This window comes from Pseudomonas sp. Fl5BN2, assembly GCF_009908205.1.
Lineage (GTDB): Bacteria > Pseudomonadota > Gammaproteobacteria > Pseudomonadales > Pseudomonadaceae > Aquipseudomonas.
The window spans coordinates 37,331-62,515 of sequence record NZ_JAAARL010000009.1; the positions used below are offsets into that span (position 1 = coordinate 37,331).

Annotated in this window: 25 protein-coding genes; 15 read left to right on the plus strand and 10 right to left on the minus strand. The window is 62.4% G+C overall.

Annotated elements, in window-relative coordinates:
* Position 1 precedes the first annotated feature (1 nt).
* On the minus strand, positions 2-445 hold the full coding sequence (locus GV819_RS14180; protein WP_161756679.1) for a DUF3592 domain-containing protein: 444 nt from the start codon (positions 443-445) through the stop codon (positions 2-4).
* A gap of 377 nt (positions 446-822) precedes the next feature.
* Between GV819_RS14180 and GV819_RS14185 the strand changes: the two genes are divergently transcribed.
* On the plus strand, positions 823-1,449 hold the full coding sequence (locus GV819_RS14185; RefSeq protein ID WP_161756680.1) for an SMI1/KNR4 family protein: 627 nt from the start codon (positions 823-825) through the stop codon (positions 1,447-1,449).
* Positions 1,450-1,459: 10 nt separating this feature from the next.
* Here the strand turns inward: GV819_RS14185 and GV819_RS14190 are convergent, their stop codons facing one another.
* The 4 genes from GV819_RS14190 to msrB all read right to left on the minus strand — a co-directional run bounded on the left by GV819_RS14190 (position 1,460) and on the right by msrB (position 5,476).
* A complete protein-coding gene (locus GV819_RS14190) occupies positions 1,460-2,167 on the minus strand; it encodes a hypothetical protein (RefSeq protein WP_161756681.1) in 708 nt (235 codons plus the stop codon).
* A 126-nt stretch (positions 2,168-2,293) separates the two neighbouring features.
* Positions 2,294-2,992, minus strand: a complete 699-nt coding sequence (gene msrA / locus GV819_RS14195; RefSeq protein ID WP_161756682.1) for a peptide-methionine (S)-S-oxide reductase MsrA — start codon at positions 2,990-2,992, stop codon at positions 2,294-2,296.
* A 116-nt stretch (positions 2,993-3,108) separates the two neighbouring features.
* Complete coding sequence (locus GV819_RS14200) at positions 3,109-4,914, minus strand: cytochrome c biogenesis protein DipZ (protein ID WP_161756683.1); 1,806 nt, start codon at positions 4,912-4,914, stop codon at positions 3,109-3,111.
* A gap of 43 nt (positions 4,915-4,957) precedes the next feature.
* Positions 4,958-5,476, minus strand: a complete 519-nt coding sequence (gene msrB, locus GV819_RS14205; RefSeq protein ID WP_161756684.1) for a peptide-methionine (R)-S-oxide reductase MsrB — start codon at positions 5,474-5,476, stop codon at positions 4,958-4,960.
* A gap of 152 nt (positions 5,477-5,628) precedes the next feature.
* Between msrB and GV819_RS14210 the strand changes: the two genes are divergently transcribed.
* The 3 genes from GV819_RS14210 to GV819_RS14220 all read left to right on the plus strand — a co-directional run bounded on the left by GV819_RS14210 (position 5,629) and on the right by GV819_RS14220 (position 8,799).
* Positions 5,629-6,342 carry a response regulator transcription factor gene (locus GV819_RS14210; protein ID WP_161756899.1) on the plus strand — a complete coding sequence of 238 codons (714 nt, stop codon included), beginning with the start codon at positions 5,629-5,631 and terminating at the stop codon, positions 6,340-6,342.
* Positions 6,339-7,841 (plus strand): HAMP domain-containing sensor histidine kinase, encoded by a 1,503-nt coding sequence (locus GV819_RS14215; protein WP_161756685.1) that lies wholly within the window; start codon positions 6,339-6,341, stop codon positions 7,839-7,841. The genes GV819_RS14210 and GV819_RS14215 overlap by 4 nt, the downstream gene beginning before the upstream one ends.
* A 100-nt stretch (positions 7,842-7,941) precedes the next feature.
* Complete coding sequence (locus GV819_RS14220; RefSeq protein ID WP_161756686.1) at positions 7,942-8,799, plus strand: DUF4087 domain-containing protein; 858 nt, start codon at positions 7,942-7,944, stop codon at positions 8,797-8,799.
* Positions 8,800-8,807: 8 nt separating this feature from the next.
* Here the strand turns inward: GV819_RS14220 and GV819_RS14225 are convergent, their stop codons facing one another.
* From GV819_RS14225 to GV819_RS14240, 4 genes are all read right to left on the minus strand, one after another.
* Complete coding sequence (locus GV819_RS14225) at positions 8,808-9,605, minus strand: GNAT family N-acetyltransferase (protein WP_161756687.1); 798 nt, start codon at positions 9,603-9,605, stop codon at positions 8,808-8,810.
* A 1-nt stretch (position 9,606) separates the two neighbouring features.
* Positions 9,607-10,083 carry an HIT family protein gene (locus GV819_RS14230; protein WP_161756688.1) on the minus strand — a complete coding sequence of 159 codons (477 nt, stop codon included), beginning with the start codon at positions 10,081-10,083 and terminating at the stop codon, positions 9,607-9,609.
* 96 nt (positions 10,084-10,179) lie between these two features.
* Positions 10,180-11,787: a 5-guanidino-2-oxopentanoate decarboxylase gene (locus GV819_RS14235; RefSeq protein ID WP_161756689.1), complete on the minus strand. Its 1,608-nt coding sequence runs from the start codon at positions 11,785-11,787 to the stop codon at positions 10,180-10,182.
* A 124-nt stretch (positions 11,788-11,911) separates the two neighbouring features.
* Positions 11,912-12,832, minus strand: a complete 921-nt coding sequence (locus GV819_RS14240) for a LysR substrate-binding domain-containing protein (RefSeq protein WP_178125018.1) — start codon at positions 12,830-12,832, stop codon at positions 11,912-11,914.
* 225 nt (positions 12,833-13,057) lie between these two features.
* On the opposite strand from GV819_RS14240, the gene GV819_RS14245 reads away from it, so the two are divergent.
* The 9 genes from GV819_RS14245 to GV819_RS14285 all read left to right on the plus strand — a co-directional run bounded on the left by GV819_RS14245 (position 13,058) and on the right by GV819_RS14285 (position 21,659).
* Positions 13,058-13,852 carry an ABC transporter ATP-binding protein gene (locus GV819_RS14245; RefSeq protein ID WP_161756691.1) on the plus strand — a complete coding sequence of 265 codons (795 nt, stop codon included), beginning with the start codon at positions 13,058-13,060 and terminating at the stop codon, positions 13,850-13,852.
* A 49-nt stretch (positions 13,853-13,901) separates the two neighbouring features.
* Positions 13,902-14,675: a transporter substrate-binding domain-containing protein gene (locus GV819_RS14250; protein WP_161756692.1), complete on the plus strand. Its 774-nt coding sequence runs from the start codon at positions 13,902-13,904 to the stop codon at positions 14,673-14,675.
* Positions 14,676-14,726: 51 nt separating this feature from the next.
* Entirely contained in the window at positions 14,727-15,440 is a 714-nt protein-coding gene (locus GV819_RS14255; protein ID WP_161756693.1) for an ABC transporter permease, read from the plus strand.
* A gap of 9 nt (positions 15,441-15,449) precedes the next feature.
* Complete coding sequence (locus GV819_RS14260; RefSeq protein ID WP_161756694.1) at positions 15,450-16,154, plus strand: ABC transporter permease; 705 nt, start codon at positions 15,450-15,452, stop codon at positions 16,152-16,154.
* 43 nt (positions 16,155-16,197) lie between these two features.
* Positions 16,198-17,379 carry a pyridoxal phosphate-dependent aminotransferase gene (locus GV819_RS14265; RefSeq protein ID WP_161756695.1) on the plus strand — a complete coding sequence of 394 codons (1,182 nt, stop codon included), beginning with the start codon at positions 16,198-16,200 and terminating at the stop codon, positions 17,377-17,379.
* Between the two features lie 112 nt (positions 17,380-17,491).
* Positions 17,492-19,240, plus strand: a complete 1,749-nt coding sequence (locus GV819_RS14270) for an amidohydrolase (RefSeq protein WP_161756696.1) — start codon at positions 17,492-17,494, stop codon at positions 19,238-19,240.
* Positions 19,237-20,163 (plus strand): CobW family GTP-binding protein, encoded by a 927-nt coding sequence (locus GV819_RS14275; protein ID WP_161756697.1) that lies wholly within the window; start codon positions 19,237-19,239, stop codon positions 20,161-20,163. The genes GV819_RS14270 and GV819_RS14275 overlap by 4 nt, the downstream gene beginning before the upstream one ends.
* Positions 20,164-20,270: 107 nt before the next feature.
* On the plus strand, positions 20,271-20,768 hold the full coding sequence (locus tag GV819_RS14280; RefSeq protein WP_161756698.1) for a hypothetical protein: 498 nt from the start codon (positions 20,271-20,273) through the stop codon (positions 20,766-20,768).
* Between the two features lie 189 nt (positions 20,769-20,957).
* Entirely contained in the window at positions 20,958-21,659 is a 702-nt protein-coding gene (locus tag GV819_RS14285) for a hypothetical protein (protein WP_161756699.1), read from the plus strand.
* Between the two features lie 105 nt (positions 21,660-21,764).
* Here GV819_RS14285 and glyA read toward each other — a convergent pair whose 3' ends face one another.
* Complete coding sequence (glyA, locus tag GV819_RS14290; RefSeq protein WP_161756700.1) at positions 21,765-23,120, minus strand: serine hydroxymethyltransferase; 1,356 nt, start codon at positions 23,118-23,120, stop codon at positions 21,765-21,767.
* Between the two features lie 539 nt (positions 23,121-23,659).
* On the opposite strand from glyA, the gene GV819_RS14295 reads away from it, so the two are divergent.
* Positions 23,660-24,262, plus strand: coding sequence for a helix-turn-helix transcriptional regulator (locus GV819_RS14295; RefSeq protein WP_161756701.1), 603 nt, complete (start codon positions 23,660-23,662; stop codon positions 24,260-24,262).
* Positions 24,249-25,145, plus strand: coding sequence for a queuosine precursor transporter (locus GV819_RS14300; protein WP_161756702.1), 897 nt, complete (start codon positions 24,249-24,251; stop codon positions 25,143-25,145). The genes GV819_RS14295 and GV819_RS14300 overlap by 14 nt, the downstream gene beginning before the upstream one ends.
* The last annotated feature ends 40 nt before the right edge of the window (positions 25,146-25,185 follow it).

Here is a 25,185-nt window from a genome sequence, read left to right on the forward strand (position 1 = left end):
GTCAAAGTCCTTTTGATCGTTGCATGGTGCGCCCGCCGCGCTGGCTGAGGATTCCCAGCAGACCGGCAATAGCGAAAATCAGGCCGAGGAAACCCAAGACTCCCGGGGTGGCCCAGAGCGCGGCAGGGTCGTCGATGATGGCGCTATTGGCCGGCTGCTGGGGCAGGTAATACACCCGCACCGACTGGTCCTTCTGGTAACCGAAGATAAAACCGCCCTGAGGGTAGGAAATCTTTTCACCGCTGTTGCTGGTGAAGGCGATCTCGGGGTGCGAACCGCCAGCGTTCAAATCGCTGACGATACCGTCGGCAGTCTGGGCGCTGGCGAGGAACTCGCGACGGTCGAGGGTGAGATTGACCGCAATGACCAGCAGGCCGATGCCGATCAGGGTGAACAGCAGACCCTGGAGGATCTTGCCGAGGCGTGACGGGGTGGAGTTCGCCATGGGCTGTCTCGATATTCGTCCGTGAAAGAGGGGGAGGTCACGATAGCAAGAAACCTCCCGCTGAAAAAACCATTACCGAGGTGTGGATACCCGCCGGCAGCGGCGTCCAGGCTCCCGAAAGCCGGCTGCTGGTGCCTGTTAAGACGCTTGCAAAGCAATCACTCGACGGGCAGTACCTTGGTGAATTTTGTCCGCAATAACCGGCGGAAGTTCCAGTACCAGGACCGGCGCCAGGCTTTTTTTCAACAAACGCTGGGGCAAGTCACTGGCAAACAGCCTGAAACAGCGCAGAAAATTCTCTGCTGGCGCTGTTGACCCCCGCGCTCTGGCGACGGATAAAGCCCCTCCCCGTTCAACCATCGCCGCAAGGACGCTCCATGACCGATCAAACCACTTCCGAGCAATGGCCACCCGCTGGCTGCCCGCCCCTGGCCTGGCCGATCCTGCCCGATCAGGCCGCACGGCTGAGCTGGTACCTGGCGGTGATCGGTGCCTATGGCGCCCTGTGGGAAGGTCACATCAATGAGCCGCAATTGACGCCCGCCGACGAGGAAACCCTGCAAGCACTGGAGCAACGCCTGGGCTGCCGATTGCCGCCGTCACTGCGCGACTACCACCGGCAACTCGGGGTGCTGTCCCTGGCGGAAATCCTCTGCAGCGTCGAGCCTGGGCACATCGCGATCCAGCCACTGCTGGAGGCCTACCCCGGCATCGTCGATATCCCCGAGATCGATCTGGACTTGGGGTTGGCTCAACGGTTGATCGCTTTCGGCGATTACCTGGGCAACGGCAATATGTTCTGCTTTGAACGGGAAACCGGCGTGGTCTACTACTTCGACCACGACACCGGTGCAGCGCTGACGCGCTTCTTCGAGTCCGCCGAGGAGTACCTGGATGCGCTGATACTGCTGACGCTGGGCGAGGTCTACGACGACGATGACAGCGTCGAAGCGCTGATCAGCCAGCGCTATGGCGAGGACCTGGTGCGCAAATGGCGCTATTGAACAGCCGCCATCAGTAGCCTCTTTGCAGGCGCTCCTTCTCGCGGTCCTTCTCGCATTGACCTTCGCCTTCCTTGTGCGACGTCAAATTAACGCAGGGACCTGCCCATCCCCCCATGGCCACAGCCGCTACCACCACAACCGCCAGCACGGCACCAGCCACCACGATCACCACCACGTCCCCGGCCAAAGAATGGGGAGTCTCGACCTTGCGTGGCGAACCTGGCCCGGGCTCCAGGGTTGCGGTCTGCATCGTCGCCCAGAGGGTATAGCGCAAGGCCTCGGCCTCCGGCCCTTGCCCACCGATACGCTGGCAAGCGTCCAGTGCCCGACTGACGTAGACATCCCCCACTTCACGCGGCGCCCCCGCAGGACGCGCCTGCTGAACATTGAAGTCATCGATCAGGGTCTTGAGCTGCGTTTCGTCCGCCTGCTGGGCAGCCACGCATTCGCTCTCGGTGTCGAACCCTCGGCTGGTCCTGGTCAACGCCTCCAGCCAATAGTCGGAGTCCACGTAGAACCCGAACTGACTGCCGTCAGGCAAGACCTGCTGATACAGCTTGAGGGAGCCGACAAAGCCCTTCCCGGAGTCGGTCAGGCGACGGATCTGTTCGTCGCTCAGTTGCTGATTGAGGGGGTAGCCATATACCTGGGGGCCCGTGACCACCGGCCTGACCTTGGCCGGCGTCGCGGTACAACCGCCCAGCAACGAGGAAACCATTACCAGACTCAAAACACTGCACAGCATCCTTTGCATTTCATGCCCCAGGGACGGTGGACGACTCAACAGCCAGGCGCGAGATTACGCCATATTCAAACCGCTGTTTCGAGCGTTTTTTCCAAACCCTTAATGCCCCGTTTTGACCAGGATCGGTTGTTGCTGATAACGCTCTGGAAACAGCTGTTTGAGGTGCGCGACCTTGGGCAGATCGTTGATCACAATGTAGGGATAAGAAGGATGCTCGGTGAGAAAATCCTGGTGATAATCCTCCGCCGGGTAAAACGCCTTGCCACTTTCCAGGCGCGTGACAATGGGTTTATCGAACACCCGAGCGGCATCGAGCTGAGCGATATAGGCCTGGGCCACCCGCTGCTGCTCGGCACTCTGCAAGAACAGCGCCGAACGATACTGAGTGCCGCTGTCCGGGCCCTGGCGGTTGAGTTCGGTGGGGTTGTGAGCCACCGAAAAATAGATCTGCAACAGGCTGCCATAGCTGACCTGAGCCGGGTCGAAGGTCACCTGCACAGACTCGGCATGGCCGGTGTCGCCATCACTGACTCGCTCGTACTGCGCCGTGTTCGCCGCACCTCCGGCATACCCGGATACCGCCCGCTGCACGCCCTTCACATGCGCGAACACGCCTTGGACGCCCCAGAAGCAACCGCCGGCAAACACTGCTGTTTCGCTGCGGGCCGAATTATTTTCATCCAGCGTCGGCGGCGCGATCAGCACTGCATCCTCGGAACCGCCAAAGGAGAACGCCGAGCTTTGCCCCGCGATTCCCAATGCCACCAACGCCACTAGCACCGGCAAAATACTCTTCATGCTTGCACCCTCCTGTAGCCGCTGCCGGCTCGGGCCGCGGCCGGACGACAAGGCCCTGCTCAGGGCCTGCAGAAATAAACCAGAACCCAGCAAGCCGCGCGTGCGCGCCCTACGCCTCAACCAAAGGTAAAGGCATAGGCTTGCACCCCGGATTGCTGAAACTCGATGCTGAAGGTGTGGTCGCCGATTTCCCCCTCCTGCCGCACCAGCTGATACAGGCGCTGCTCGGTGACCTGACCACTGCCATCAGGCGCTACATCCACCCCATGGGCGGCACCCGGCGCCTGCCCATCGATCAGCACCTTGAAGCGCACCGGCTGGCCGTCGGGCCCCGGGCCCAGCACCAGGTGCAGGTCGCGGGCGTGGAAGCGATACACCACCGCCGCTCCCGGCGCCGTGGCCACCGCGCTCTCGGCCCCGACCTGCCACTGCCCACGCAGCCCCCAGTCGTTCAACGCCAGCTCGGTGGGCACGCTGTACGCCGCCACGCTGTCCGGCGCCAGGCTGGCCTGGGGTACGAAGTTCTCCGAGCGCTGATAGCCGACGTAGGTTTCCGGCGACTGCACGGCGCTCATGTCCGCCGCCTGTTGCACGCCTCGGGCATCGGCCTGGATCAGCCCACCAGCGACCTTGGTGTTCCCGGCTTCGCGCAGCAGTTGCTGGATTACTCGCTCCGATTCGGCGTACTCACCCTCGCCGAAGTGGTGATAGCGAATCCGCCCCTGGGCATCGGCGAAGTAATGGGCCGGCCAGTACTGGTTGTTGAAGGCGCGCCAGATCGTGTAGTCATTGTCGATCGCCACCGGGTAAGTGATGCCCAGGTCCTTCATGGCCTTGGTGACGTTGCCCACATCTCGCTCAAAGGCGAACTCCGGCGCATGCACGCCGATCACCACCAGCCCCTGGTCGCGGTACTTCTCGGCCCAGGCTTTGACATACGGCAGGCTACGCAGGCAGTTGATGCAGGAGTAGGTCCAGAAATCCACCAGCACCACCTTGCCCTGCAACGCCTCGGCACTCAGGGGCGGCGAATTCAGCCATTGCACCGCGCCGTCCAGGGGCGGCAGTTGACCTTCCACCGGCAGCGCCGATGCACCAGCGGCCATTTTCATGGCTCCACCGGCGGCCATCATCCCGGCTTCCGGTTGATCGGCGGGAAGCACATTCTGCGCCATCATCGCCCCGCCCCTGTCCTGCGGACCGCCCAGCAGACGGCCGACCAAGACCTGCTCCAGGCCACCGGTGGAAGCCGTGGAGACCCGTGCCAGAATCCCGGTGTCCCAGCCCATGGCAATCGCCACCACCCCCGCCAGCATTGCCGCCCCCAGGCCTTTGCGCAGCCATTCACCGGCGCCCAGGGAGCGCTTCATGGCGGCAAACACCCGGCCTCCCAGCAACAGCGCCACGGCCAGGGAGGTAGCAGCCCCGGCGGCATAGGCCAGCAACAACAGGCTGGTGCCGATATTGGCCCCTTGCAGCGCCGCGCCGGTCAGCAGCAAGCCGAGAATCGGCCCGGCACAGGGCGCCCACAGCAGGCCCGTGGCGACACCGATCAGCAACGAAGCGCCGGGCCGCGGCCGTGGATCGTGGCCGGCAGCCTCTGACAACCGGCCGCCCATGGCCACCAGCGGCCGAGTCAGCCTTTCGGCCAGCCGCGGCAGCAGCAGCGTCAGCGCGAATAGCGCAACGAACAGCAACGCGAGCCAGCGACCGTACTGATTGACTTGCACCACCCAGCCGCCGCCCACTGCCGCCAGGGTAGCGACCACGGCAAAGGTCAGGGCCATCCCCAGCAGCAGCGGCAAGCCACTGCGCAAAAACGGCTGCCCGGTGCGAGCGAAGACAAAGGGCAATACCGGCAGAATGCACGGGCTGAGAATGGTCAGCACACCACCGAGATAAGCGAGTAGCAGTAGCCACATGACGTCGTCCTTATAGCGAAGAAGAGATTCCCGGAGCCAGGTTTCAGGCCGCTTGTGGAATGAAGCTCAGGGCCAGGCCATTCATGCAGTAGCGCAGACCGGTGGGCGCCGGCCCGTCGTCAAACACATGCCCCAGGTGACCGCCGCAGCGCCGGCAATGCACCTCGTTGCGCTGCATGCCGAAGGTCCGGTCGGAGCGCTGGGCCACCGCGTGTTCCAGAGGCGCCCAGAAACTTGGCCAGCCGGTGTGGCTGTCGAACTTGGTGGCCGAGGAAAACAACGCCAGGGCGCAGCCGGCACAAGCAAAGGTGCCGGCATGGTGTTCATCGTTGAGAGGGCTGGTATAGGCACGCTCAGTGCCTTCCTTGCGCAAGACCTGGTACTGCTCGGCGCTGAGCAAGGTGCGCCATTCACTGTCGCTGTGGCTGACCTCAAAGGCCTCGTCGGCAACGGCAGGTTCGATCAAGGCGCCATTTCCGCCCAACCGTGGCAAAACCCCGAGGGCCAGGGCCGCCGCCCCCAGGCTGCCGCCTGCCAGTAACAACTGTCGGCGTGAAATCATGGCTGTCTCCGAAAATCATCCGGGTGGGTAATGAGCACAGCCTAAGCTTGGGGTTATCGCCAAATCCTCACGCACAGTTAAACAATTCGTGATAACTCGCCTGCGGGAAAAACGCCACAATGCGTCCATTGCCCCACGAGGCCCGAGTGTCGATGGAACAAGCCAAACGCGTGCTGGTGGTCGAAGACGACCAGCACATCGCCGACCTGATCGCCCTGCACCTGCGGGACGAACAACTGGACGTGGTGCACAGCGCCGACGGCAACGAGGGCCTGCGCCTGCTGGAGCAGGGCGGCTGGGACGCGTTGATCCTCGACCTGATGCTGCCTGGCGTCGATGGCCTGGAGATCTGCCGTCGGGCCCGGGCCATGACCCGCTACACACCGATCATCATCACCAGTGCCCGCTCCAGCGAAATGCACCGCATCCTCGGCCTGGAACTGGGGGCCGACGACTACCTGGCCAAGCCGTTTTCCATGCTCGAGCTGGTGGCCCGGGTCAAGGCCCTGCTGCGTCGGGTCGACGCCCTGGCGCGCAACCTGAAGATGGACAGCGGCAGCCTCAGCGCCGACGGCCTGTCGATTGATCCACTGAACCGCGAGGTGGTCCTCGATGGCCGACGCCTGGACCTCACGCCCCGGGAGTTCGACCTGCTGTATTTCTTCGTCCGCCAGCCGGGCAAGGTGTTCTCGCGCATGGACCTGCTCAACGCGGTGTGGGGCTACAACCACGAGGGTTACGAGCACACGGTCAACACCCACATCAACCGCCTGCGGGCCAAGATCGAAAGCGACCCGGCGCAACCAGTGCGGATTCTTACCGTGTGGGGCCGCGGCTATAAATTCGCCACCCAGGAGCCGACATGAGGCTGACCCTGACCCAGCGCCTGTCCCTGGTGTTCGCCCTGCTGTTGCTGGTGTGCTGCTCGACCTCGGCCTGGCTGCAGGTGCGTGCCAGCCGCATGCATGAGCTGGAAGTGGTGCAGGGCCTGTCCCGGGACCTCGCCGGGCACATCGCCCAGGACACCCAGTTGATGGACGCCAACGGCCTGCTGCCCAATGCCCTGCGGGAGTTGTTCAGCCAACTGATGCTGGTCAACCCCAGCGTCGAGGTGTACCTGCTCGATGCCCAGGGACGCATCGTCGGCAACGCCGCGCCGGCCGGTCGCCTGCGCCGCGAACAGGTGGACCTGGCACCGATCCGCCGCCTGCTCGATGACGAGTCGCTGCCGATTCTCGGTGACGACCCGCGCAGCCTCGACGGGCGCAAGGTGTTCAGCGCCGCGCCGCTGATGGTGGGCGGCAAGCAGGCCGGCTACCTGTACGTGGTGCTGCTCAGCGAAGAACATGACCGCTTCGCCGAGCGCGGCGCCACCAGCGCGGCCTTGAACATCGCCCTGTGGTCCATCGCCCTGGTGGCGCTGCTGTGCCTGATTGCAGGCCTGGCCGCCTTTGCCCTGATCACCCGGCCGCTGCGCACCCTCACCGAGCGGGTCAGCCATTTCGATATCGACGGCGCCCCTTCCCAGGATTTGCCAGACACTGCCGTCGCTTCCCGCAGTGGCGATGAAATCGCCGTGCTCGACGCCACCTTCCGCCAGATGCAGGCCCGGCTCAGCGAACAGTGGCGCTCCCTGACCCGCCAGGACCAGGAACGCCGGGAACTGGTGGCGAATATCTCCCACGATCTGCGCACACCGCTGTCGTCCTTGCACGGTTACCTGGAAACCCTGTCGCTCAAGGACGCCAGCCTGAGTGTCGAAGAGCGCCGGCGCTACCTGGGCATCGCCCTGGACCAGAGCCGCAAGGTCGGCGGCCTGGCCCAGGCCCTGCTGGAACTGGTGCGCCTGGAACATGGCTTCGTCCAGCCGATCCTCGAACGCTTCTCCCTGACCGACCTGTTGCAGGACATCTTCGAGAAATTCGAACTGGCCGCCGAAGCGCGACAGGTGCAGCTCAAGGCGCGCTTCGCCCCCGGCACCTGGGTGGTCTGCGCTGACCTGGGGCTGATCGAACGGGTGCTGACCAATCTGTTCGACAACGCCCTGCGCCATACCCCCGTTAGCGGCGAGATCGAAATCAGCCTGCAGGCCGACGGCCCGCAGGTGCAGGTCAGGGTCAGCGACAGCGGCCCGGGCATTGCCGCAGAGCTGCGCGAAGGGCTGTTCCTGCGCCCGTTCAATATCGGCGGTGCGCGCCGCGATGGCGGCCTGGGGTTGCGCATCGTGCATCGCATCCTGCAATTGCATGGGGTGAACATCCGCCTGGTGGATGAACCCGGACGCGGCGCGACCTTCCGCTTCGCCCTGCCGGTGGAGGCCAGGACCGCCGAGGAGTGGGCCCGACAATCGCGGACAACCGAGTAGCGACGAGGCCCGATACGCCAAACCGGGGGCCGGGCCTCAACTGACGCGGCTACCGGCGTAGAATTACTCCCCTCCGTCCGCCCTCGAACAAGGATGCTCCATGCTTCAGCGCGCCCTGCTCTGCACCCTCCTGATCTTTATCGCCCTGCCCGCGATCGCCGCGTCGGCCACAGTGGAACGTCGTTGCGGCTGGTTCGAGAACCCGACCCCGGCCAACGCTACCCTCACCGACCGCGACGGCGTCTGGGAAATCGCCAGCCAGGGCGGCTATCAGGCCGAGGGCGACTGGCCCACCTTCAGCGACCAGCAATGGGTGCGCACCAACAATCATTACGGCTACGGCTGTGCCTGTGTCAGCGCCAGCGCTGATCCACAGACTCATCGCCTCGACCAACTGCACAAGGCCAAGGCCCGCCCGCTGGCCGCCTGTCGCAACGATCCCAGCCTGTACGAACCCTTGAGGAAAGAGGCCGGGATGCCCGTCTTGCCCAAGGGTTCGCCACGCTTTCAGGGCCAGGGGTTCAGCCTGCAATACCCCAAGGGTTGGAAGCTCAGCCAGACGCAGAACTGCATCACCCTGGACCACCCGAAAAAACGCCCGAACGAAGAGTACACCCTGTACCTGTGCCAGCAGCAGGGCAGCCTGGAGCAGGCCGCCGAAGGGCTGTTTTTCTATCAGGAAAACGGTGTCTGGATGCGCAGCGCCGGAAGGGACAAGCCCAGCCCGGTGCTTGAAACGAGTGGCCCCGGCTGGAAAGGCCTGCTGGCCTATCAGACCTGCGGCATCAGCGATGAGGAAACCGGCTTCCACGCCGCCGGCGGCACCTGCCTGATGGCGCTGATCGACAGCGGCCAGCGTCAGGTGGTGGCCGACAGCGTGGGGTTCTTCCAGGACTTCGCCACCCTGGGGGCAATCCTGCAATCGATCCGCTTCGACCCGGCGCCAGCGGCGCAATAGAGCCCGCGCTAGGGCACGGCCCGATACAGGGTTTGCAGGTGGGACAAGCGCAAGCCGCCGTGCTCCAGGTTGCGCCGGCTTTGCGAGTTCACCAAGGCGGTGGCCGCCACACTCCGGGCACCGAGGGCAATGGCCTGCTGCAACCGATGGGCGATCAGGGCCCGGTGATAGCCCTGGCCCCGCGCGGCCCTGGTGGTAAAGGCGGTGCCCAGGTAGGCCACGCCGTTGTCGGCGATGAACAGCGCCGCACCGGCCAGCGCAACGCCCTGCTCCCGCAGCAGGTACAGATGCCCACGTCCATCGTTGAGCAAGCCGCCAAAGGCCGCCTGGTTGACTGGCCGGGCGGCCGCAGGGGTATTGAAGCCTTCGCGGTGCAGCGTGCAGAACGCTTCCAGCGTCGAGGCGGTCACCGGCTCGATATCCAGCACTGAAGGTGGCGCCACAACCTCGTCCACAGGGGCGAACAACTGCCCATGGGTCCAGCCCTTGAGGCGCTGCAACGGTAGCCCTTCCAGCTCCAGATTAGGAGCGACCCTGGCTGACTCAGCGGTCAAGGCGATCGCCGGGGCGTACTCCGCGCAGCGCTGCAACAGATCGACCAGGCGCCGAGCATCCTGCGACCCGTCGCCGTGTACCCGGTTCATCATCGGGCTGGGATTGCCACCGACGACGAAGGCACCACAACCCGGCTCGCCCTGCAGGCTGGCCCGATAGGGGTTGCCCGGCAGGCTCGCCAGGCCCTGGACCCGGGCCCGCAGGTATTGGCTTTCGGCGTACTCAAGCGCCAGCGCGCGGCTAGGGTCCATCTCAGCGATTACCCACCGGAATTTCACTGACCCAGGGCACCCGCACCTGCTCGGCAATGCGAGCGGCCTGCAGTTGCAAAGCTTCGGGTTTCGCCCGGCGGCCGAACAGGCCGGTGAAATGCAGCAGCAGGCGCCCGGCGAACCCCAGGGCATCGCCACGCCGACGGGGAATCAGGTGCAGGTGTGCATGGGGAATGTGCTGGTTGGTGGCGCGGCCGTCATTGACCAGCAGATGGGTGCCTTCGACGCCGTAGCCGGCACGTCGTTGCGCCGCCAGCAGGCCATCGAAGACCTGATACAGGTGCTGGCGGACAAAGCCGGGCAATTGCTCGAGCTTCTCGACATGCTGCTGCGGAATCAGCAGCACATGACCTTCACCCAGCGGGTGCACGTCCATGAAGGCCATGCAGTGTTCGTCGCGGTAAACCACGGCCGCTGGCAGGGTCCCAGCGGCAATCTGGCAGAAAATGCAGTTCATCCATGAATCCTCAAGTGACAAGGTGCGTCCCTACGGGCGACGTCAATGTAACTCACCTTATCTCTTGAAAGCGCGCTCCTTGAGCAAGCCTGCGGATCAGTCCAGGGCCAGATAGGCGCCCGCATCGGCCTCGATCATCACTGGCAGGCGGCTGTCCGCCAAGCTCAGCAGCAGCTCGCGCAACTGCGCCGGGGAGTCGGCACGGTGATGCGCGACATGGCAGCTCTGGGCCAGGGCCTGGAAGTTCGGCGTGAGGATGTCCACCCCCAGCGGTTCGATGTCACGGGCCAGCATGTAGTCGCGGATCTCGCCGTAGCATTGGTTGTTCCACACCAGCAGGATCACCGCGATCTGCGCTTCACGGGCAGCGATCAACTCACCGCTGGTGAACTGCAGGCCACCGTCGCCCACCAACGCCACCACCGGACGCTCGGGCTGCGCCAGCTTGGCGCCCATGGCAGCCGGCAAACCGTAACCGAGGGTGCCGTAGCCGCTGCCGGCATTGAACCAGCTGGCTGGGGCCGGAGCCTGGTAGCCACAAGCGCCCTGGTACACCGGCTGGGTCGAGTCGCCCACCAGAATCGGCGTGTCGAGGGTGTCCCGCAGCAGGTCGAGCAAGCCCTGCAACCCTTGCTGCTTGGCGCTCCAGCCCCTGCGCTCGGCCTGGTTCACCCGCTGCACGCTGTCCACCGCCCAACGCCCGCGCGAACTCGCTGGCACCACCTTGCCCAGCAGCGCCTGCAAGCCTTCCTGGGCATCCCCCACCAGGCCGACATGCGCTCGCTGGATGCCCATGACCTGCATCGGGTCGATGTCCAGGCGGATCAACGAGCCCTTGAAGCGCAACGGCCCCAGGCCGAAGAAGTCGTAGTCGGTCTCCCCCAGCTCGGTGCCCACTGCAAGCACCACGTCCGCCTCGTCGATCAGCGCCCGGCCGTGGGCCGAGGACTGCACGCCGTCCAGCAGCAGCGGGTGGCCGCAAGGCAACAGACCCCGGGCGTTGGTGGTCAGGGCCACCGGCGCCTGCAGGCGCTCGGCCAGTTGCCGCAGTACCTCGGCGCAACCCCGAGCACCGCCACCGGCGAGAATCAGTGGGCGGTGGGCACTGTTGAGCAAAGTCACCGCGGCATCGATCGAAGCCGGCGCCGGCGCCGGCGCGCCAGGCAGGCTGCGAGGCATCAGGTTGAGGTTGTCGGCGGGCATTTCCAGCACGTCCAGGGGAATCTCGATGTGCACCGGCCGTGGCCGCGCACACTTGAACACGGCAAAGGCCCGGGCCAGGAGTTCCGGCAGTTCGGCGGGGGCCTGCAAGGTATGACTGAAGGCACAGACCCCGGCCACCATCGCCCGCTGGTCCGGCAGTTCGTGCAGGTGGCCGTGGCCCAGGCGCAGGTGCTCGCGGCGGTTGACCGTGGAGATCACCAGCATCGGCACCGAATCGGCATAGGCCTGGCCCATCGCGGTAAGGATGTTGGTCATGCCGGGACCGGTGATGATGAAGCACACCCCGGGCTTGCCGCTGGCCCGGGCATAACCGTCGGCCATGAACCCGGCGCCCTGCTCATGCCGTGGGCTGACGTGGCGCAAACGGCTGCCATGCAGGCCGCGATACAGCTCGACGGTATGCACGCCGGGAATCCCGAACACCGTGTCCACGCCATAACCTTCCAGCAAACGAACCAGCGACTGCGCACAGGTGGTCATCGACTACTCCTCTTGTTCTTATACGTGCCGGCGACACCCTGCGCCCGGCTGATGTCGAGGGACATTAGTCGCTGCACCCAAGGGGCAACAATCGAAAAAAATAGCTGCGATTGCTCAATAAAATTCACGCTTTGCCGTTACGCCGCGGCTCCGGGTGCAGCCGGGTGATGCCTTGCAGCTGGGACTTCACCCATTCGCTGAAGGCCAGCACCACCGGACGCTCGGCCTTGAGCAGATCCGCCACCAGGTAATAGCCGCGATTGGACTCGATCTCGGTGCCGAAGGGCTGCACCAGCAGCCCACGGGCCAGGGCCTCGCCGCTGATCAGGTTGTCGCCCATGGCAATGCCCTGGCCGGCAATGCAGGCTGACTGCACGAAGTGTGCATCGGCGAAAATGATGCCCCGGCGCACATCGACATTCGGTGCCCCGGCAGCCGCCAGCCAGACCCGCCAGTCGGAGTAGTCGATCATGTGCAGGAGCAAGGCATGGTCCAGCCCGTCGAGGGTCTTCAGGCCGCCCATGGCGTTCACCAGGCTCGGGCTGCACACCGGGAAATAACGCAGGGAAACGATCTTCTGCACATGCTGGTTGGGCCAGTCGCCCATGCCGTAGGCGACGAACAGATCGACGCTGCTGTCGCTGGTGTCCCCCGGGGTGCGCGGTGACACCAGCTGCAATTCGACCTGGGGATACAACGCCTGGAATTCGGCGATATGGGTGCACAGCCAATAGGTGGCGAACCCCGGCGGGCTGCTGATGCACAACCGGCCGCTGACCTGCTGGCCATCGGAGCGCTGGCCGGCCTCGAGGATATTGGCCAGCAGCAGGTGAATGTCCCGCGCGTAGCGTTCGCCCTGGTAGGTGATGCGAATGCTGCGGCCCATGCGCTCGGTGAGGGCAAAGCCCAGGGTTTGCTCCAGGCTCTTGATCTGGTGGCTGATGGCGCTGGGAGTCAGGTTCAGCTCATTGGCGGCTTCGGCGACACTGCCCAGGCGAGCCACCGCGTCCAGCGCACGCAGCGCGGTCATGGAGGGATAACGCATACCGATCATGCCTCGACTACAGAAAAACGAGTGCCAGCACGATAGCCGCAATCGCCGTCCGGCAATAGCCTTGTTCGTCGCAGGAAAAATAACCGACTACTGAAAAAAATTACCGGGTCCAGCTAAAAATGCTCGATTGACCCCATGCCGGCAATGGCTAATTCTCAAGCCCTACCCTGTGCCGGGTCTTGCCCGGCCATCGCACAATAACAAGAGGGTCGACCCTTGCAATCGCAGCCCAACTCCGTCAATCCCGTGGTGGCGATCGATGATCTGCACAAGAGCTACGCCGATCACCACGTGCTCAAGGGCATTGCCCTGCGCGCCAATGAAGGTGAAGTGGTGTCGCTGATCGGCTCCAGTGGCTCGGGCAAAAGCACCTTGCTGCGCTGCATCAACCTGCTGGAAATTCCCTGCAGCGGCAGCTTGCGCATCAATGGCGAAGAAGTCCGCATCAAGACCGATCGCGCCGGCAACCCGCAGGTCGCCGACCCGGCCCAGGTAGCACGCCTGCGCACCCAACTGAGCATGGTGTTCCAGAGCTTCAACCTGTGGCCCCATCGCACCGTGCTGGAAAACGTCATCGAAGCGCCGGTGTATGTCCTTGGTGAAGACCGCAAGGACGCCATCGCGCATGCCGAGCACTTGCTGGAAAAGGTTGGCCTGGCCAACAAGCGCGACACCTTCCCGTCCTTTCTCTCTGGCGGCCAGCAGCAGCGAGTGGCCATCGCCCGGGCCTTGGCCATGCGCCCTCGGGTGCTGTTGATGGACGAGCCGACTTCGGCCCTGGACCCGGAACTGGTAGGTGAAGTGCTCAAGGTCATCCAGGGGATTGCCGAAGAAGGTCGTACCATGATCCTGGTGACCCACGAAATGGCCTTCGCCCGCGACGTGTCGAGCAAGGTGATGTTCCTTCACCAGGGGCTGGTGGAAGAAGAAGGGCCACCCCAGCAAGTGTTCCTCAACCCGGTCAGCGAGCGCTGCCGGCAATTCGTCATGGCCCAGGAAAACCGCGCCTGACGTCCCGCTTCAATCCTTGAAAACAACAACTTCGATAAAGGGTAAAGCCATGAAAAACCTGCTCAAGGTGCTCGCCACCGGTTGCCTGTTCAGTGCCCTGGCCAGCCACGCCGTGGCCGCCGACAAGATCGTCTTCGGCATCGCCCTGGAACCCTACCCACCGTTCTCGATGAAAAGCGGCAACGGCGACTGGAGCGGCTTCGAGCCGGAACTGATCAAAGCCCTGTGCGAGCGGATGCAGGCCCAGTGCCCACTCAAGGAAGTGGCCTGGGACGGGCTAATTCCGGCCCTGCAATCGAGCCAGATCGACGCCATCCTCAACTCGCTGAGCATCACCGATGAGCGGCAGAAGGTCATCGATTTCTCCGCGCCCTACTACCAGACCCCAGCCATGTGGGTCGCCGACCAGAGCCTGGAGTTGGTGACCAGCCCCGAAGGCCTCAAGGGCAAACTGATCGGCGTGCAGGGCTCGACCTCCAACGCCACCTTCGCCAAGGCCTACTACGGCAAGACCTCGACCCTGCGCTACTACACCACCCAGGACGACATGATCGCCGACCTGCAGAGTGGGCGCATCGATGTGATGCTGGCCGACGCCCTGACCATCGAGCCGATCCTCAAGACCGCAGCCGGTGCCGGCCTCGCGGACAAGGGCCTGGCGCCCAAGGATCCGTTGTTCGGTTCCGGCATCGGCGTTGGCCTGCGCAAGGGCGACACTGCCCTGCAACAGCGGATCAACACCGCCCTGGCATCGCTCAAGGCCGATGGCAGCTACGACAAGATCCGCAGCCGCTACTTCAGCGTCGACATCTCTGCCAACTAAGCCGTCCGGCGGGCCCGTTTCGACGGGCCACCGGCGTTGACTGGATACGTCATGATTTCTCTGTCCGACCTTTCCCAACTGTTCGTCGCCGACGGCTGGCTCGGTGCCCTGGCCCAGGGTGCGCTGGTGTCCCTGCAGATTTCTGCCGGGGCCTTCGTCCTCGGCCTGGGCATCGGCTTGCTGGTGGCAATGATCAAGCTCAAGGGGCCGCGCTGGCTGGTGAAGCTGGCCAACATCTACACCACCCTGTACCGGGCCATGCCTGAGCTGCTGCTGATCCTGCTGCTGTACTACGCCGGCACCGACCTGCTGAACATGGCCATGGCGGCCATGGATCGACCAAGCGTCACGGTCAACGGTTTCATCGCTGCCGTGCTGGTGCTGGGCATTGTCCAGGGCGCCTATTCGGCGGAGATCATCCGCGGTGCGATCCAGGCCATTCCTCATGGCCAGATCGAAGCGGCCCGGGCCTATGGCATCGAACGCTGGCTGCTGGTGCGGCGCATCCTGCTGCCGAGCATGCTGCCCTATGCCATGGCCGGGTTGTCGAACCTGTGGCTGGTGCTGGTCAAGGACAGCGCATTGATCAGCATCGTCGGCTACAGCGAACTGCTCTCGGTGGGCAAGCAAGCTGCCGGTTCCACCAAGCATTACCTGGTGTTCTACCTGGCGGTCGCAGCCTTCTACTTCGTCATCACCCTGGTGTCCGGCAGCGTGTTCCGCGTGCTCGAGCGACGCACCAATCGCTGGCTGCCCCAGCACTAGGAGGCTCGGATGGATTTTTCCTGGATCAACAGTTTCTCCAACGAACTGCTTCGCGGCCTGGGCATCACCCTGAAGTTGCTGGCCCTGAGCGGTGCCTGCGGGTTTGCCCTGGCGGTGGTGGTGGGCTTGGGACGGGTGTCGCGTAATCCGCTGATCCGTGCGCCCATGCAGTTCTACATCAGCGTCTTTCGCGGCACGCCGCTGCTGGTGCAGATCTACATCCTCTATTACGGGGTCGGCAGCCTGTTCGCCGCCTACCCGCCGATTCGCGGCAGCTTTCTCTGGCCCTACCTGCGCGAAGGCTTCTGGTATGTGGCATTGGCCCTGACCCTGAGCGTGGGTGCCTATGTCGGTGAAGTGTTGCGCGGCGGTTTGCGCGCCGTGCCCAAGGGCGAACTGGAAGCCGCCCGCGCCTATGGCATGGGCTATTGGCTGACCCTGCGCCGGGTCTGGTTGCCCCGGGCCCTGGAGCTGGTGCGTCCGACCCTGGTCGGCGAATGCGTGCTGCTGCTCAAGGCCACTGCGTTGGCCTCAACCGTCGCAGTCACTGACCTGCTGGGAGCTGCCAACCTGGTACGGGCCCAGACCCTGAAAGTCTACGAGCCGCTGCTGGCGGTAGCGGTCATCTACATCATCCTGGCCTTTGTCATCGAACACCTGTGTGCACGTCTGGGCCAACCCTCACAAAGCCGAGCTCCCCAGCGTCAGGCCTGAACCCTTTTATTGCGCGGGCGGCAAAGCCCGCGAGGAGAACAGCATGCGTTACTCACCTTTCGTTCAGCGCATCAGCGGCGAATCCGTCAGCGCCTGGGACATCCACTACGCGGCCATCGAAGCCCGTGGCCGTGGTGAAGACGTGATTGTCCTCAGCGTCGGTGACCCGGACTTCGCCACCGATGCACGCATCAGCGACGCGGCCAGCGCCGCCCTGGAACAAGGCGATACCCACTACACCCACGTCCTCGGCCGCCCGGCGTTGCGCGAAGCCATCGCCGCCAAACAACGACGCCTGCTGGACATCGATGTCAGCGCCGACAACGTGGCCCTGGTGGCCGGGGCGCAGAACGGTCTGTTCGCCACCGCCCTGTGCCTGTTCAGCAGTGGCGACGAAGTGCTGGTGCCGGAACCGATGTACCTGACCTACGAGGCCTGCATGCATGCCTCGGGAGCGAATATCGCCTGCGTCGAGCAACCGGCCGCCAACGGCTTTCGCCTGACCGCCGCGGCCCTGGAAGCGGCGTTGACCGACAAGACCCGAGGCATCGCCCTGGCCACGCCGTGCAACCCCACGGGCAACGTCTACAGCCGTGAAGAGCTGGAAGCCGTGGCCGCGGTGGCCCGCAAACATGACCTGTGGGTGATCTCCGACGAGGTCTACGGGCAACTGACCTACGACCGCGAACACCTGAGCATCGCTTCGCTGCCGGGCATGGCCGAGCGTACGGTGATCCTCAACAGCCTGTCGAAAACCCATGCAATGACCGGCTGGCGCGTAGGCTGGGTGATCGCTCCCCCGGCGTTGGTCAGCCACCTGGATAACCTGCTGCTGTGCATGCTCTATGGCCTCCCCGGGTTTATCCAGGAAGCCGCGCTCAAGGCTCTGGAGCTGGACGAGGAAGTGGTGGGCAGCGCCCGCGAGGTCTATCGCCGTCGGCGTGACCTGGTGGTGGCCGGCCTCAAGCAAGTGCAACTGCTGGACTGCCGCGAGCCCGAGGCCGGGATGTTCATGCTGGTGGACGTGCGCCGTACCGGGCTGTCGAGCATGGACTTTGCCTGGCAGCTGTTCCGTGCCACCGGGGTTTCGGTGCTCGATGCCCAGGCCTTTGGCGCCAGCGCCGAGGGTTTCATTCGGATCTCCTTTACCGTCGCCGATGAGGTGCTCAAAGACGCTTGCCAACGCATTGCCGGCTTTGTCGAAAGCCTCAACGCCAGTCGCTGAACGCAGGACCAGGGCCGGCCAGAACGGCCCTTGCACCCCAGACAAGAACACCGTTGCGCCTTACCTTTTTTGCCCACCTTTGAAGGGCCCCCTGCTTGAGAGGTTGACCCCCGTGACCGCTTCCGACCAATTCAACTCCACCCATAGCGCCGTCGATCAATACGCCGAACTGGTGCTGCACAACGGCCGGATGTACACCCTCGATCCGGCCCAGCCCTGGGCCGACGCCGTGGCCATCCGCCAGGGCAAACTGATCGCCGTCGGCAGCCTCGCCTCCCTGGTCTCGCTGATCGGGCCGCATACCCGTCAACACGATCTGGACGGGGCCTTCTGCATGCCCGGCCTGCACGACATGCACACCCACCCGGACCTGGCCCTGGCCCCGCGCTACGCCGATGACCTGGACGTAGGTATCGAGGACCCGACCCCGGCACAGCTGGCGGCAGCGATCCACGCCTACGCCGATAGCCATCCTGGCGATGGCTGGATCTACGGCCAGTACTGGGTGCGCTACACCTTCCGCGAGGCCGACCTGACCCCAGGTCGCGAGTGGCTCGACAGCGTCATGCCGGATCGCCCGGTGGCCCTGCTGGACCGCATGTGGGGGACCATGATGGTCAACTCCAAGGCCCTGGAGCTGGCCGGCATCGACCGCCACACCAGCGACCCGCGCAACGGCTACCTGGAGCGCGACGAACTGAGCGGCGAACCCAATGGCCTGCTGATCGACGGTGCCTACGCACTGATCCACGCCGCCATGCCGCCGACGCCGGTGTCGGTGCTGCGCCGGGCCTATCGCGATGGCGTGCACTTCCAGACCTCCCGCGGGGTCACCGCCACCAAGTACGTGCACGTTTGCGAGAACCGCTTGCAGGCACTGAAGGAACTGGACGATGCCGGTGAACTGACCTTGCGCGTGGAAGCCGCCATCAGTTGGCAGGACGATATCTTCCCCGTGCGCCGCCGTTGGGAGCTGCTCAGCGGCGAACGGCATTTCTATCGCAGCGCACGCTTGAATGCCAATGCGGTGAAGTTCCATTTCGACGGCACCGTGGAACCGAAGTCCTCCTATCTGCTGACCCCCTGGCCGCAAGAGTCGAGCTGGCGCGGCAAGCTCAACCTGACCCCGGAACACATCACCGACATGGTGGTGGACATGGACAAGCGCGGGCTGCGGGTGATTGCCCACTGCACCGGCGACGGTGCCTCCGATGTGTTCCTCGACGCGGTAGCCGAAGCCCGCCGTCGCAACGGCAACAGCGGCATCCGCCACCAGTGCGCCCACAGCACCCTGCTGCACCCGGGCAACCTCAAGCGCTTCCAGAGCCTGGATGTGATCGCCGAGTTTTCTCCGGCGGCCTGGTACCCGACCCCTTTCGCCAGCGGCGCCCGTTCCGGCTACGGCAAGGAACGCCTCAAGCGCATCTACGACTTCAAGGGAGTGCTGGCGGCCGGCGGCATTGCGGTATTCGGCACCGATTGGCCGGTGGCGTCCATCGACCCCTGGCTGGCCCTGGAAACCATGGTCACCCGGCAGAACCCGTGGAACCAGGAACCCGACTGCTTCGGCGAGCCCATCACTCTGGAACAGGCGCTGCAGGTGGCGACCCTCAACGGTGCACACGCCATGGGCCTGGAACACCTGACCGGCAGCCTGGAAAGCGGCAAGTCGGCGGACCTGATCGTCCTCGACCGCGACCTGTTCGCCCAAGGCGCGCGCAACTACATCCACCACACCCAAGTGCAACTGACCTTCGTCGAAGGGCAACTGGTGTACGACCGCCAGGGCACCTTCAGCGACACCCCGCTGCAAGCAGTCTGGGAAGGCCTGCCACCGGTGATCGAGGGCAAAGACGCATGAACCAGATACCGAGCATTCCCGTCACGGTGGTTGCCGGTTTCCTCGGTGCCGGCAAGACCACCCTGCTCAACCGTATGGTGCAACGTGCCGACAGCAGTCGGCTGGCGGTGATCGTCAATGACTTCGGCGAGCTGAACATCGATGCGGCGATCATCGCCGAGGTCACCGACGCGGTGTACAGCCTGCAGAACGGCTGCATCTGCTGCACCGTGCAGGAGGACCTGCTGGCGCAGTTGGTGAGCCTGTCCAAACTGCGCCCGACCCTGGAACGAATCGTCATCGAGTGCAGCGGCGTCTCCGACCCGCAGCGCATCGTGCAGACCATCGGCTACCCGCAGTTGCGCAACCGCCTGCACCTGGATGCGGTGATCACTTTGGTAGACGCCAGTGGCTACCAGGCCCTTGAGGGGGAAATGGCCCGCCTGTCCCGGGCCCAGGTGGCCTGCGCCGATTGGGTGCTGCTGAACAAGGCCGACCTGGTGGATGCCGAGCAACTGCAGAGCATCCGCGCCAGCCTCGGTGGTCGCGCCCCAGTGTTCGATACGGTACAGGCCGAACTGCCGGCCGAGCTGCTGCTGGCGCCACCGGTGCGTTCCACCGAGGTGCTGTTCAGGGCCCTGCCCCAGGCCCACGACCAGCTGTTCGAGAGCTGGGTCTGGAAGAGTTCGCGGCCCTTGCAACCCAAGGCCCTGCGAGACTGGCTGAGCAAGCTGCCGGCCGATCTGCTGCGCCTCAAGGGCCTGGTGCGCCTGGAGGGCAACGAGCAGCCTTACTGGTTGCAGCATGTAGGCAACCGCAGCCAGTTCACCCTGGCCGCCGAACAACCCACCGAACATGCCGCGCAACTGGTGTTCATTGCTCGCCGTGGCAGTGATCTGCGCCAGGAACTGGAAGCCGGGGTCAGCGATACACAGGTGACGTAAGGGGGCCTGCTTCAAGTGCCACCCCGAAGACCTTGGGAGGCTTCACCGCAGCCTGGGTAAAGCGCATTATGGCTCGCACTTTTGCCACCGAAGCAAGGATGCTGCAGATGCTCGAGATCCTCCAAGGCACGCCTCTTTGGGTGTACGCGGTCTTCGCCCTGATCTGCGGCTACGGCCTGCGTGCCCGCTCGACCCTGCGCGAGAGCCGGCGCTCGTTGCTGATTGCACCGCTGATACTGCTGGCCTGGTCACTGTGGTCGCTGAACCTTGGCGCCCATCCACTGCTGTCGCTGGCGGCCTGGACCAGTGGCGCGGCGCTTGGCAGCCTGCTGGCCATGCTGCTGTTTTCCAGCATCGGGGTGGTGCTGGAGTCGGGTGGCGAGGCCATTCTGGTTCCCGGAACCTTGAAGATCCTCGGTATCTCGCTGCTGTTCTTTGCGGTGAAATACTGGATCGGCTATCAGACCGCCGTGCACCCCGAGCAGGCTGCCGGCATGCAGATGTTGAGCATCAGCGGCGCCGCCGCAGGCTTTACCGTTGGTCTGTTCTGCGGTCGCGCGCTCAAGTTGTATCGCCACCTGCTGATCCTTCGACTCAAGGCCTGAAGACGCCAGGACAGTGCACTTTGGGCGACGGGGAATCTTCGCCGGGAATGTCGGTCTGTAGGGACACCTCGATCGGGCAGGCGCTTGGTCCGTGACAATAGTCTTCGGGTCCAATAGATTAGGCGCCCCCCGAAAATCCCCCTGGGCCTTTCGCGCCTCAAACCCGTTAAACCAAGTAGTGGATGTTCAATGCCTGATTCCAACCCCAAAGAATCCGTCGTCGCCTTGTCCAACAAGAGCGAATACGAAAACGCCATGCATCTTTCACAGCACGTGTCCCAGGCCAAGACCATCAGCGAGATGGTGCTCGACGCCTTTCACACCTCGAAAGAAAGTGACCAGATTCGCGAACTGCGTGCCGCTATTCGCCAGGCCCACGACCGCTTTGACGACGATACCGCCTATGAACTCATGGGCCAGCTCAAGCAGTTGAAGGATGCCGAGACCGCAGACCTCGCTGCCCTGGAAGACCTGAGCAAGAAATTCCCCATCAGCCGGATCCTCTCCAGCTACAAGGACGACCCGGACTTCCAGGAACTGGTCTACGGCCTGGCCCTGAAAGTGCTGAACCAGACCCACCAGGCCATCAGCAACCCCAGCGGCGGCAAGAGCAAGGCACGGCCGAAGAAGGAAATGGAAGTGTTCGCCATCAGCAAGGACGGCATCAGCGTCACCCTGCCGATGCGCCCGCGCTCCAAGGCCAACGTCGACCGTGAAGCCTTCGAATTCCTCGGCTTCGCCTTTGTTGGCGAAGGCGACGAGGCGGAGCTGGAAAGCGAGATGTTCTTCGACAAGGATGGCAACGAGCAGCAGGCCACCCGCAAGAACATCGTTACCGCGATCCAGCAGCAGACCGCGTTCGACGGCTACAGCGTGCAACAACAGCTGTAACCCGGCTCCGGTAGGCGCGAGCTTGCTCGCGAAAACCTCGGCAGCGCCTGCAGCAGACATGAAAAAGCCCCGTACTTCAGCGCGAAGCCGGGGCTTTTTCTTAGCTCAGCGATCCCCGTAGTCGAGGATGGGGTACATCGCGCACAACGCCTCGGTCTGTAGTCGGAACTGTTCCTGCAACGCAGGCTCCAGGTGGTACTTTTTCTCGCCAAGGGGCATCACCTTGTCCAGTATCTGACAAACCAGCTCGACTACCTCTCGGCACCCCTGGGGATCGATGTAGCGTTGGGCGATGGAGCCAGTACCGATACATAGCCCATTGGCGACAAATGACGATCGGGTTTCACCCGGTGCACGTTTTTTGTTCACGATGATGCCGCACTGCTCCAGTGCCGACTCTGCAATGGAACCGCTGATGCCGCCCCGCAAACGCAGCAGAATCATATGGTTTTCCGTCCCCCCGCCCACGACTTCGTAGTCCTGCGCCATAAACGCGCTGGCCATTTCATCCGCAGTGCTGCGAATCCGCGCCATATAGGCGTCGAACTCCGGGGACATGGCGTAGCCCAGTGCGGCAGCCTTTGCCGCAATCATATTGACCGCAGGTGCGCCCTGCATCCCGGGGTATACGGCTTGGTCGAGGATTCGGCTGAAGGTTGACCGCAGACCGGGAACCTTGGTGTGGGCGTCTCGGCCCGAAAGAATCAGGCCACCGCGAGGCCCTGCAAGTTGCTTGTGCGTACAGACCGTAGTGACGTGCGCCAGGTCGATCGGGCTCGGGTGGCGCCCCGTGGCAACCAGCCCGGCGATATATGAAATGTCTGCCAGCAGGATAGCCCCGGCCTCATCGGCAATCGCGCGGAACCGCTGGAAATCCATGACCCGAGAATAAGCAGTCGCCCCACAGATGATGATCCGCGGACGATGGGCCAGCGCCAGTTGGCGCACCTCTTCGTAATCGATGACGCCCTGGGAGGTGGTGCCGTAGCGGATCGCCTTGTAGTTGGCCCCCGTGAACGCCACAGGGCTGCCATGGGTAAGGTGCCCGCCGTGATCGAGGGCCATTCCGAGAACCGTATCCCCGGGCTCGAGCAGGGCACAAAGCACTTGGTAATTGGCGTTGGAGGCCGAGTGTGACTGCACACCGGCGTATTGGGCAGCAAACAGCTCTTGCGCCCGTCGGATCGCCAGGGACTCGACCAGGTCGACGTTCTCGCACCCGGTGTGATCGCGTCTGCCAGGAGTACCCTCCACCGTGACGTTGACCAGCGCCGAAGCTGACGCCGCCAGGGTTCGAGGATTGGCCGCGCAGGAAGATGAAACCAGGGACAGCGTGCGGTGTTGACGCGTGACTTCGGCGTCGAGGATCCTTGCCAGCTCGGCGTCTTCTGCTCGCAGGTCCGCCAAGCCACGCCGCAGCAGATCGGCCTGGCTCCTGAGTTGTTCAGTATCAGCTGCCATTATTCTGTGTCCCTTCCTTGAGTGTTGCGTGCCACGAACGACAGCACGCTTCCTTGATTTCACGTTCGTGTATGCACATCGGGCTGAACCTAGCCTTGGCGCAGACTGTACGAGGTGTAAATCAATTAATCAAAAAATTAAACACTTTCAAATTTAAATGATGCTTTTTTGGCAGAAAACCGAAACACCACCCTGGCGTAACTGCTGGACGTTCGCCGACAAGGATTACGACAACGAGCTACCCAGGCTTTATTGTCATGGCTGGTGCATGCAACACTCCCCCCTTGGCGACCCCCGAACCGATCCTTCTCAACGATTTGATCGCCCAGAATACCGACAGCGACATATCCCAGGATGGATATAGGCTGGCTAAAGGAGCATTAGCGAGTTGGTACAGACTACGGAAGAATTCGACAAGAATTTACCGCTGAGATCTAACCGATCTCAGCCTTGCTGATTGAGCAACTAAATATAATATCGCGCACGACAGCCATGAAAAGTTTAACGCGTGACGACTATAGGGAAATGGTGAGCACTTGATGCACAAAAGAGAAAGAACAGAGCATTTAAAGAGCAATATTAAATACCTGATAAAGAGTCGTGGCGAGACGCAACTATCTTTGTGCAACGCCAGCGGCCTGACCAGAACGACCATTTATAATATTCTGGAAGGCAAGGTTACTAATGTACAGCAATCCACTATTAGAAAGATTTCTGATTTTTTCGGCGTTTCCTACGAAGAAATAGAAACCGTCGACTTTGAAGAGAAGGAGATCATCGACAGCAGTATTTCCCCTCAAGGCAATATGAACCCAGCGGCTGTTCCGATCTTCAAGGAAAGCTTGCTGATAGCCAACATGGACAAACGGATTGGTGCGCTGGCCACGCTGTACCCACTGACCTATTACTTCGGCACTGCCTACAACTTGATAGCAGTGCTACTGGAGCACGAAATCCATGGTAGGAATGAGCCCGGCGATCTTTTGATCATACAAAGAGGTTCTACGACTGACGACAAAGAAAAACTGGTGTACGACAGGCTGACAAAAAAGCTGTCTATCGTAAATGACACTATCTCCAGTTCAGACCACATGTGTGTCGTGGGCGATATCATTGAGGAACGCTTCAATGATATCGCCTGAAGCTGAAATCGAAAATAGCAAATACAAATTGCTGGGTTTTGAAAACAACAAGAACCTTGCCGTGATTATGGTTATCGCCACAGGAAAAGTTATCAGAGTCAAGTTAAAAGAAGTACTGAACAGCGAAATAATAGACAACTTAAACAAAACAGAAATTAAAAACCTGTATAGAAAACTTTACTCCCAAGGAGAGGCACTCACCGTTTACGACCTGAATGATCGTCACGAAAAATCATGGATGACATACATTGTACTGAGCCTGCTACTTGTTACGTTTTACATCTTCACCAGCATTGCTGCGACCAAACCGATTTATCTGGAACGATTCGATATCGTTATCACTCCTGGCACCTTTCTTTACTCTCTGACATTCTTAATCGTCGACTTGCTGAACGAAAACTTCGGACTCAGGCTTGCAAGAAAGGCGATTTTTTTTGCATTTGCAAGCACCGCCATGATCACCATCCTGCTTTATGCCTCAACCCTTCTCCCGGGGCTACCAGGCTGGAAGTTCGACACCCCCTATAACGACGTGATCACTCACGTATCTTCGGTACTAATAGCATCTTCTGTATCTTTTCTTATTTCTGAAAATATAAACTCATACTTACTATGCAAAATCAAAGAACTGACAAACTCCAGGTTCCTGTTCCTGCGGGTATTCTTGAGCACCTTTTTCGCGGTAATCATTGACAGCTTCATTTTCTGCTACATTGCGTTTTATGGGCTGATGCCGAATAGCAGTATCCTGAACATGATTTATGTTCAGATCGCGATCAAAGTATTTCTCGCATTCTTCAACATCTTGCCTGCCTATGGAGCAAGGTCCCTATTCAAACGGTACTTAGCAGGCTGTCAGGAAAAACAATGCAGCGTCCAGTAACTCAAGACATTTTTTAACACTCATCTGGTAGCTAGGCGCA

What these genes read in the sequence shown, in the direction of transcription:
- GV819_RS14230 (WP_161756688.1), bottom strand. Translation starts at nt 10,083, where the DNA reads ATGAACTGCATTTTCTGCCAGATTGCCGCTGGGACCCTGCCAGCGGCC.
- GV819_RS14200 (WP_161756683.1), bottom strand. Translation starts at nt 4,914, where the DNA reads ATGTGGCTACTGCTACTCGCTTATCTCGGTGGTGTGCTGACCATTCTC.
- GV819_RS14215 (WP_161756685.1), top strand. Translation starts at nt 6,339, where the DNA reads ATGAGGCTGACCCTGACCCAGCGCCTGTCCCTGGTGTTCGCCCTGCTG.
- glyA (WP_161756700.1), bottom strand. Translation starts at nt 23,120, where the DNA reads ATGGCAGCTGATACTGAACAACTCAGGAGCCAGGCCGATCTGCTGCGG.
- GV819_RS14285 (WP_161756699.1), top strand. Translation starts at nt 20,958, where the DNA reads ATGCCTGATTCCAACCCCAAAGAATCCGTCGTCGCCTTGTCCAACAAG.
- GV819_RS14295 (WP_161756701.1), top strand. Translation starts at nt 23,660, where the DNA reads ATGCACAAAAGAGAAAGAACAGAGCATTTAAAGAGCAATATTAAATAC.
- GV819_RS14190 (WP_161756681.1), bottom strand. Translation starts at nt 2,167, where the DNA reads ATGGTTTCCTCGTTGCTGGGCGGTTGTACCGCGACGCCGGCCAAGGTC.
- GV819_RS14300 (WP_161756702.1), top strand. Translation starts at nt 24,249, where the DNA reads ATGATATCGCCTGAAGCTGAAATCGAAAATAGCAAATACAAATTGCTG.
- GV819_RS14240 (WP_178125018.1), bottom strand. Translation starts at nt 12,832, where the DNA reads ATGCGTTATCCCTCCATGACCGCGCTGCGTGCGCTGGACGCGGTGGCT.
- msrA (WP_161756682.1), bottom strand. Translation starts at nt 2,992, where the DNA reads ATGAAGAGTATTTTGCCGGTGCTAGTGGCGTTGGTGGCATTGGGAATC.
- GV819_RS14255 (WP_161756693.1), top strand. Translation starts at nt 14,727, where the DNA reads ATGATTTCTCTGTCCGACCTTTCCCAACTGTTCGTCGCCGACGGCTGG.
- GV819_RS14210 (WP_161756899.1), top strand. Translation starts at nt 5,629, where the DNA reads ATGGAACAAGCCAAACGCGTGCTGGTGGTCGAAGACGACCAGCACATC.
- GV819_RS14180 (WP_161756679.1), bottom strand. Translation starts at nt 445, where the DNA reads ATGGCGAACTCCACCCCGTCACGCCTCGGCAAGATCCTCCAGGGTCTG.
- GV819_RS14280 (WP_161756698.1), top strand. Translation starts at nt 20,271, where the DNA reads ATGCTCGAGATCCTCCAAGGCACGCCTCTTTGGGTGTACGCGGTCTTC.
- GV819_RS14235 (WP_161756689.1), bottom strand. Translation starts at nt 11,787, where the DNA reads ATGACCACCTGTGCGCAGTCGCTGGTTCGTTTGCTGGAAGGTTATGGC.
- GV819_RS14250 (WP_161756692.1), top strand. Translation starts at nt 13,902, where the DNA reads ATGAAAAACCTGCTCAAGGTGCTCGCCACCGGTTGCCTGTTCAGTGCC.
- msrB (WP_161756684.1), bottom strand. Translation starts at nt 5,476, where the DNA reads ATGATTTCACGCCGACAGTTGTTACTGGCAGGCGGCAGCCTGGGGGCG.
- GV819_RS14225 (WP_161756687.1), bottom strand. Translation starts at nt 9,605, where the DNA reads ATGGACCCTAGCCGCGCGCTGGCGCTTGAGTACGCCGAAAGCCAATAC.
- GV819_RS14185 (WP_161756680.1), top strand. Translation starts at nt 823, where the DNA reads ATGACCGATCAAACCACTTCCGAGCAATGGCCACCCGCTGGCTGCCCG.
- GV819_RS14260 (WP_161756694.1), top strand. Translation starts at nt 15,450, where the DNA reads ATGGATTTTTCCTGGATCAACAGTTTCTCCAACGAACTGCTTCGCGGC.
- GV819_RS14220 (WP_161756686.1), top strand. Translation starts at nt 7,942, where the DNA reads ATGCTTCAGCGCGCCCTGCTCTGCACCCTCCTGATCTTTATCGCCCTG.
- GV819_RS14265 (WP_161756695.1), top strand. Translation starts at nt 16,198, where the DNA reads ATGCGTTACTCACCTTTCGTTCAGCGCATCAGCGGCGAATCCGTCAGC.
- GV819_RS14275 (WP_161756697.1), top strand. Translation starts at nt 19,237, where the DNA reads ATGAACCAGATACCGAGCATTCCCGTCACGGTGGTTGCCGGTTTCCTC.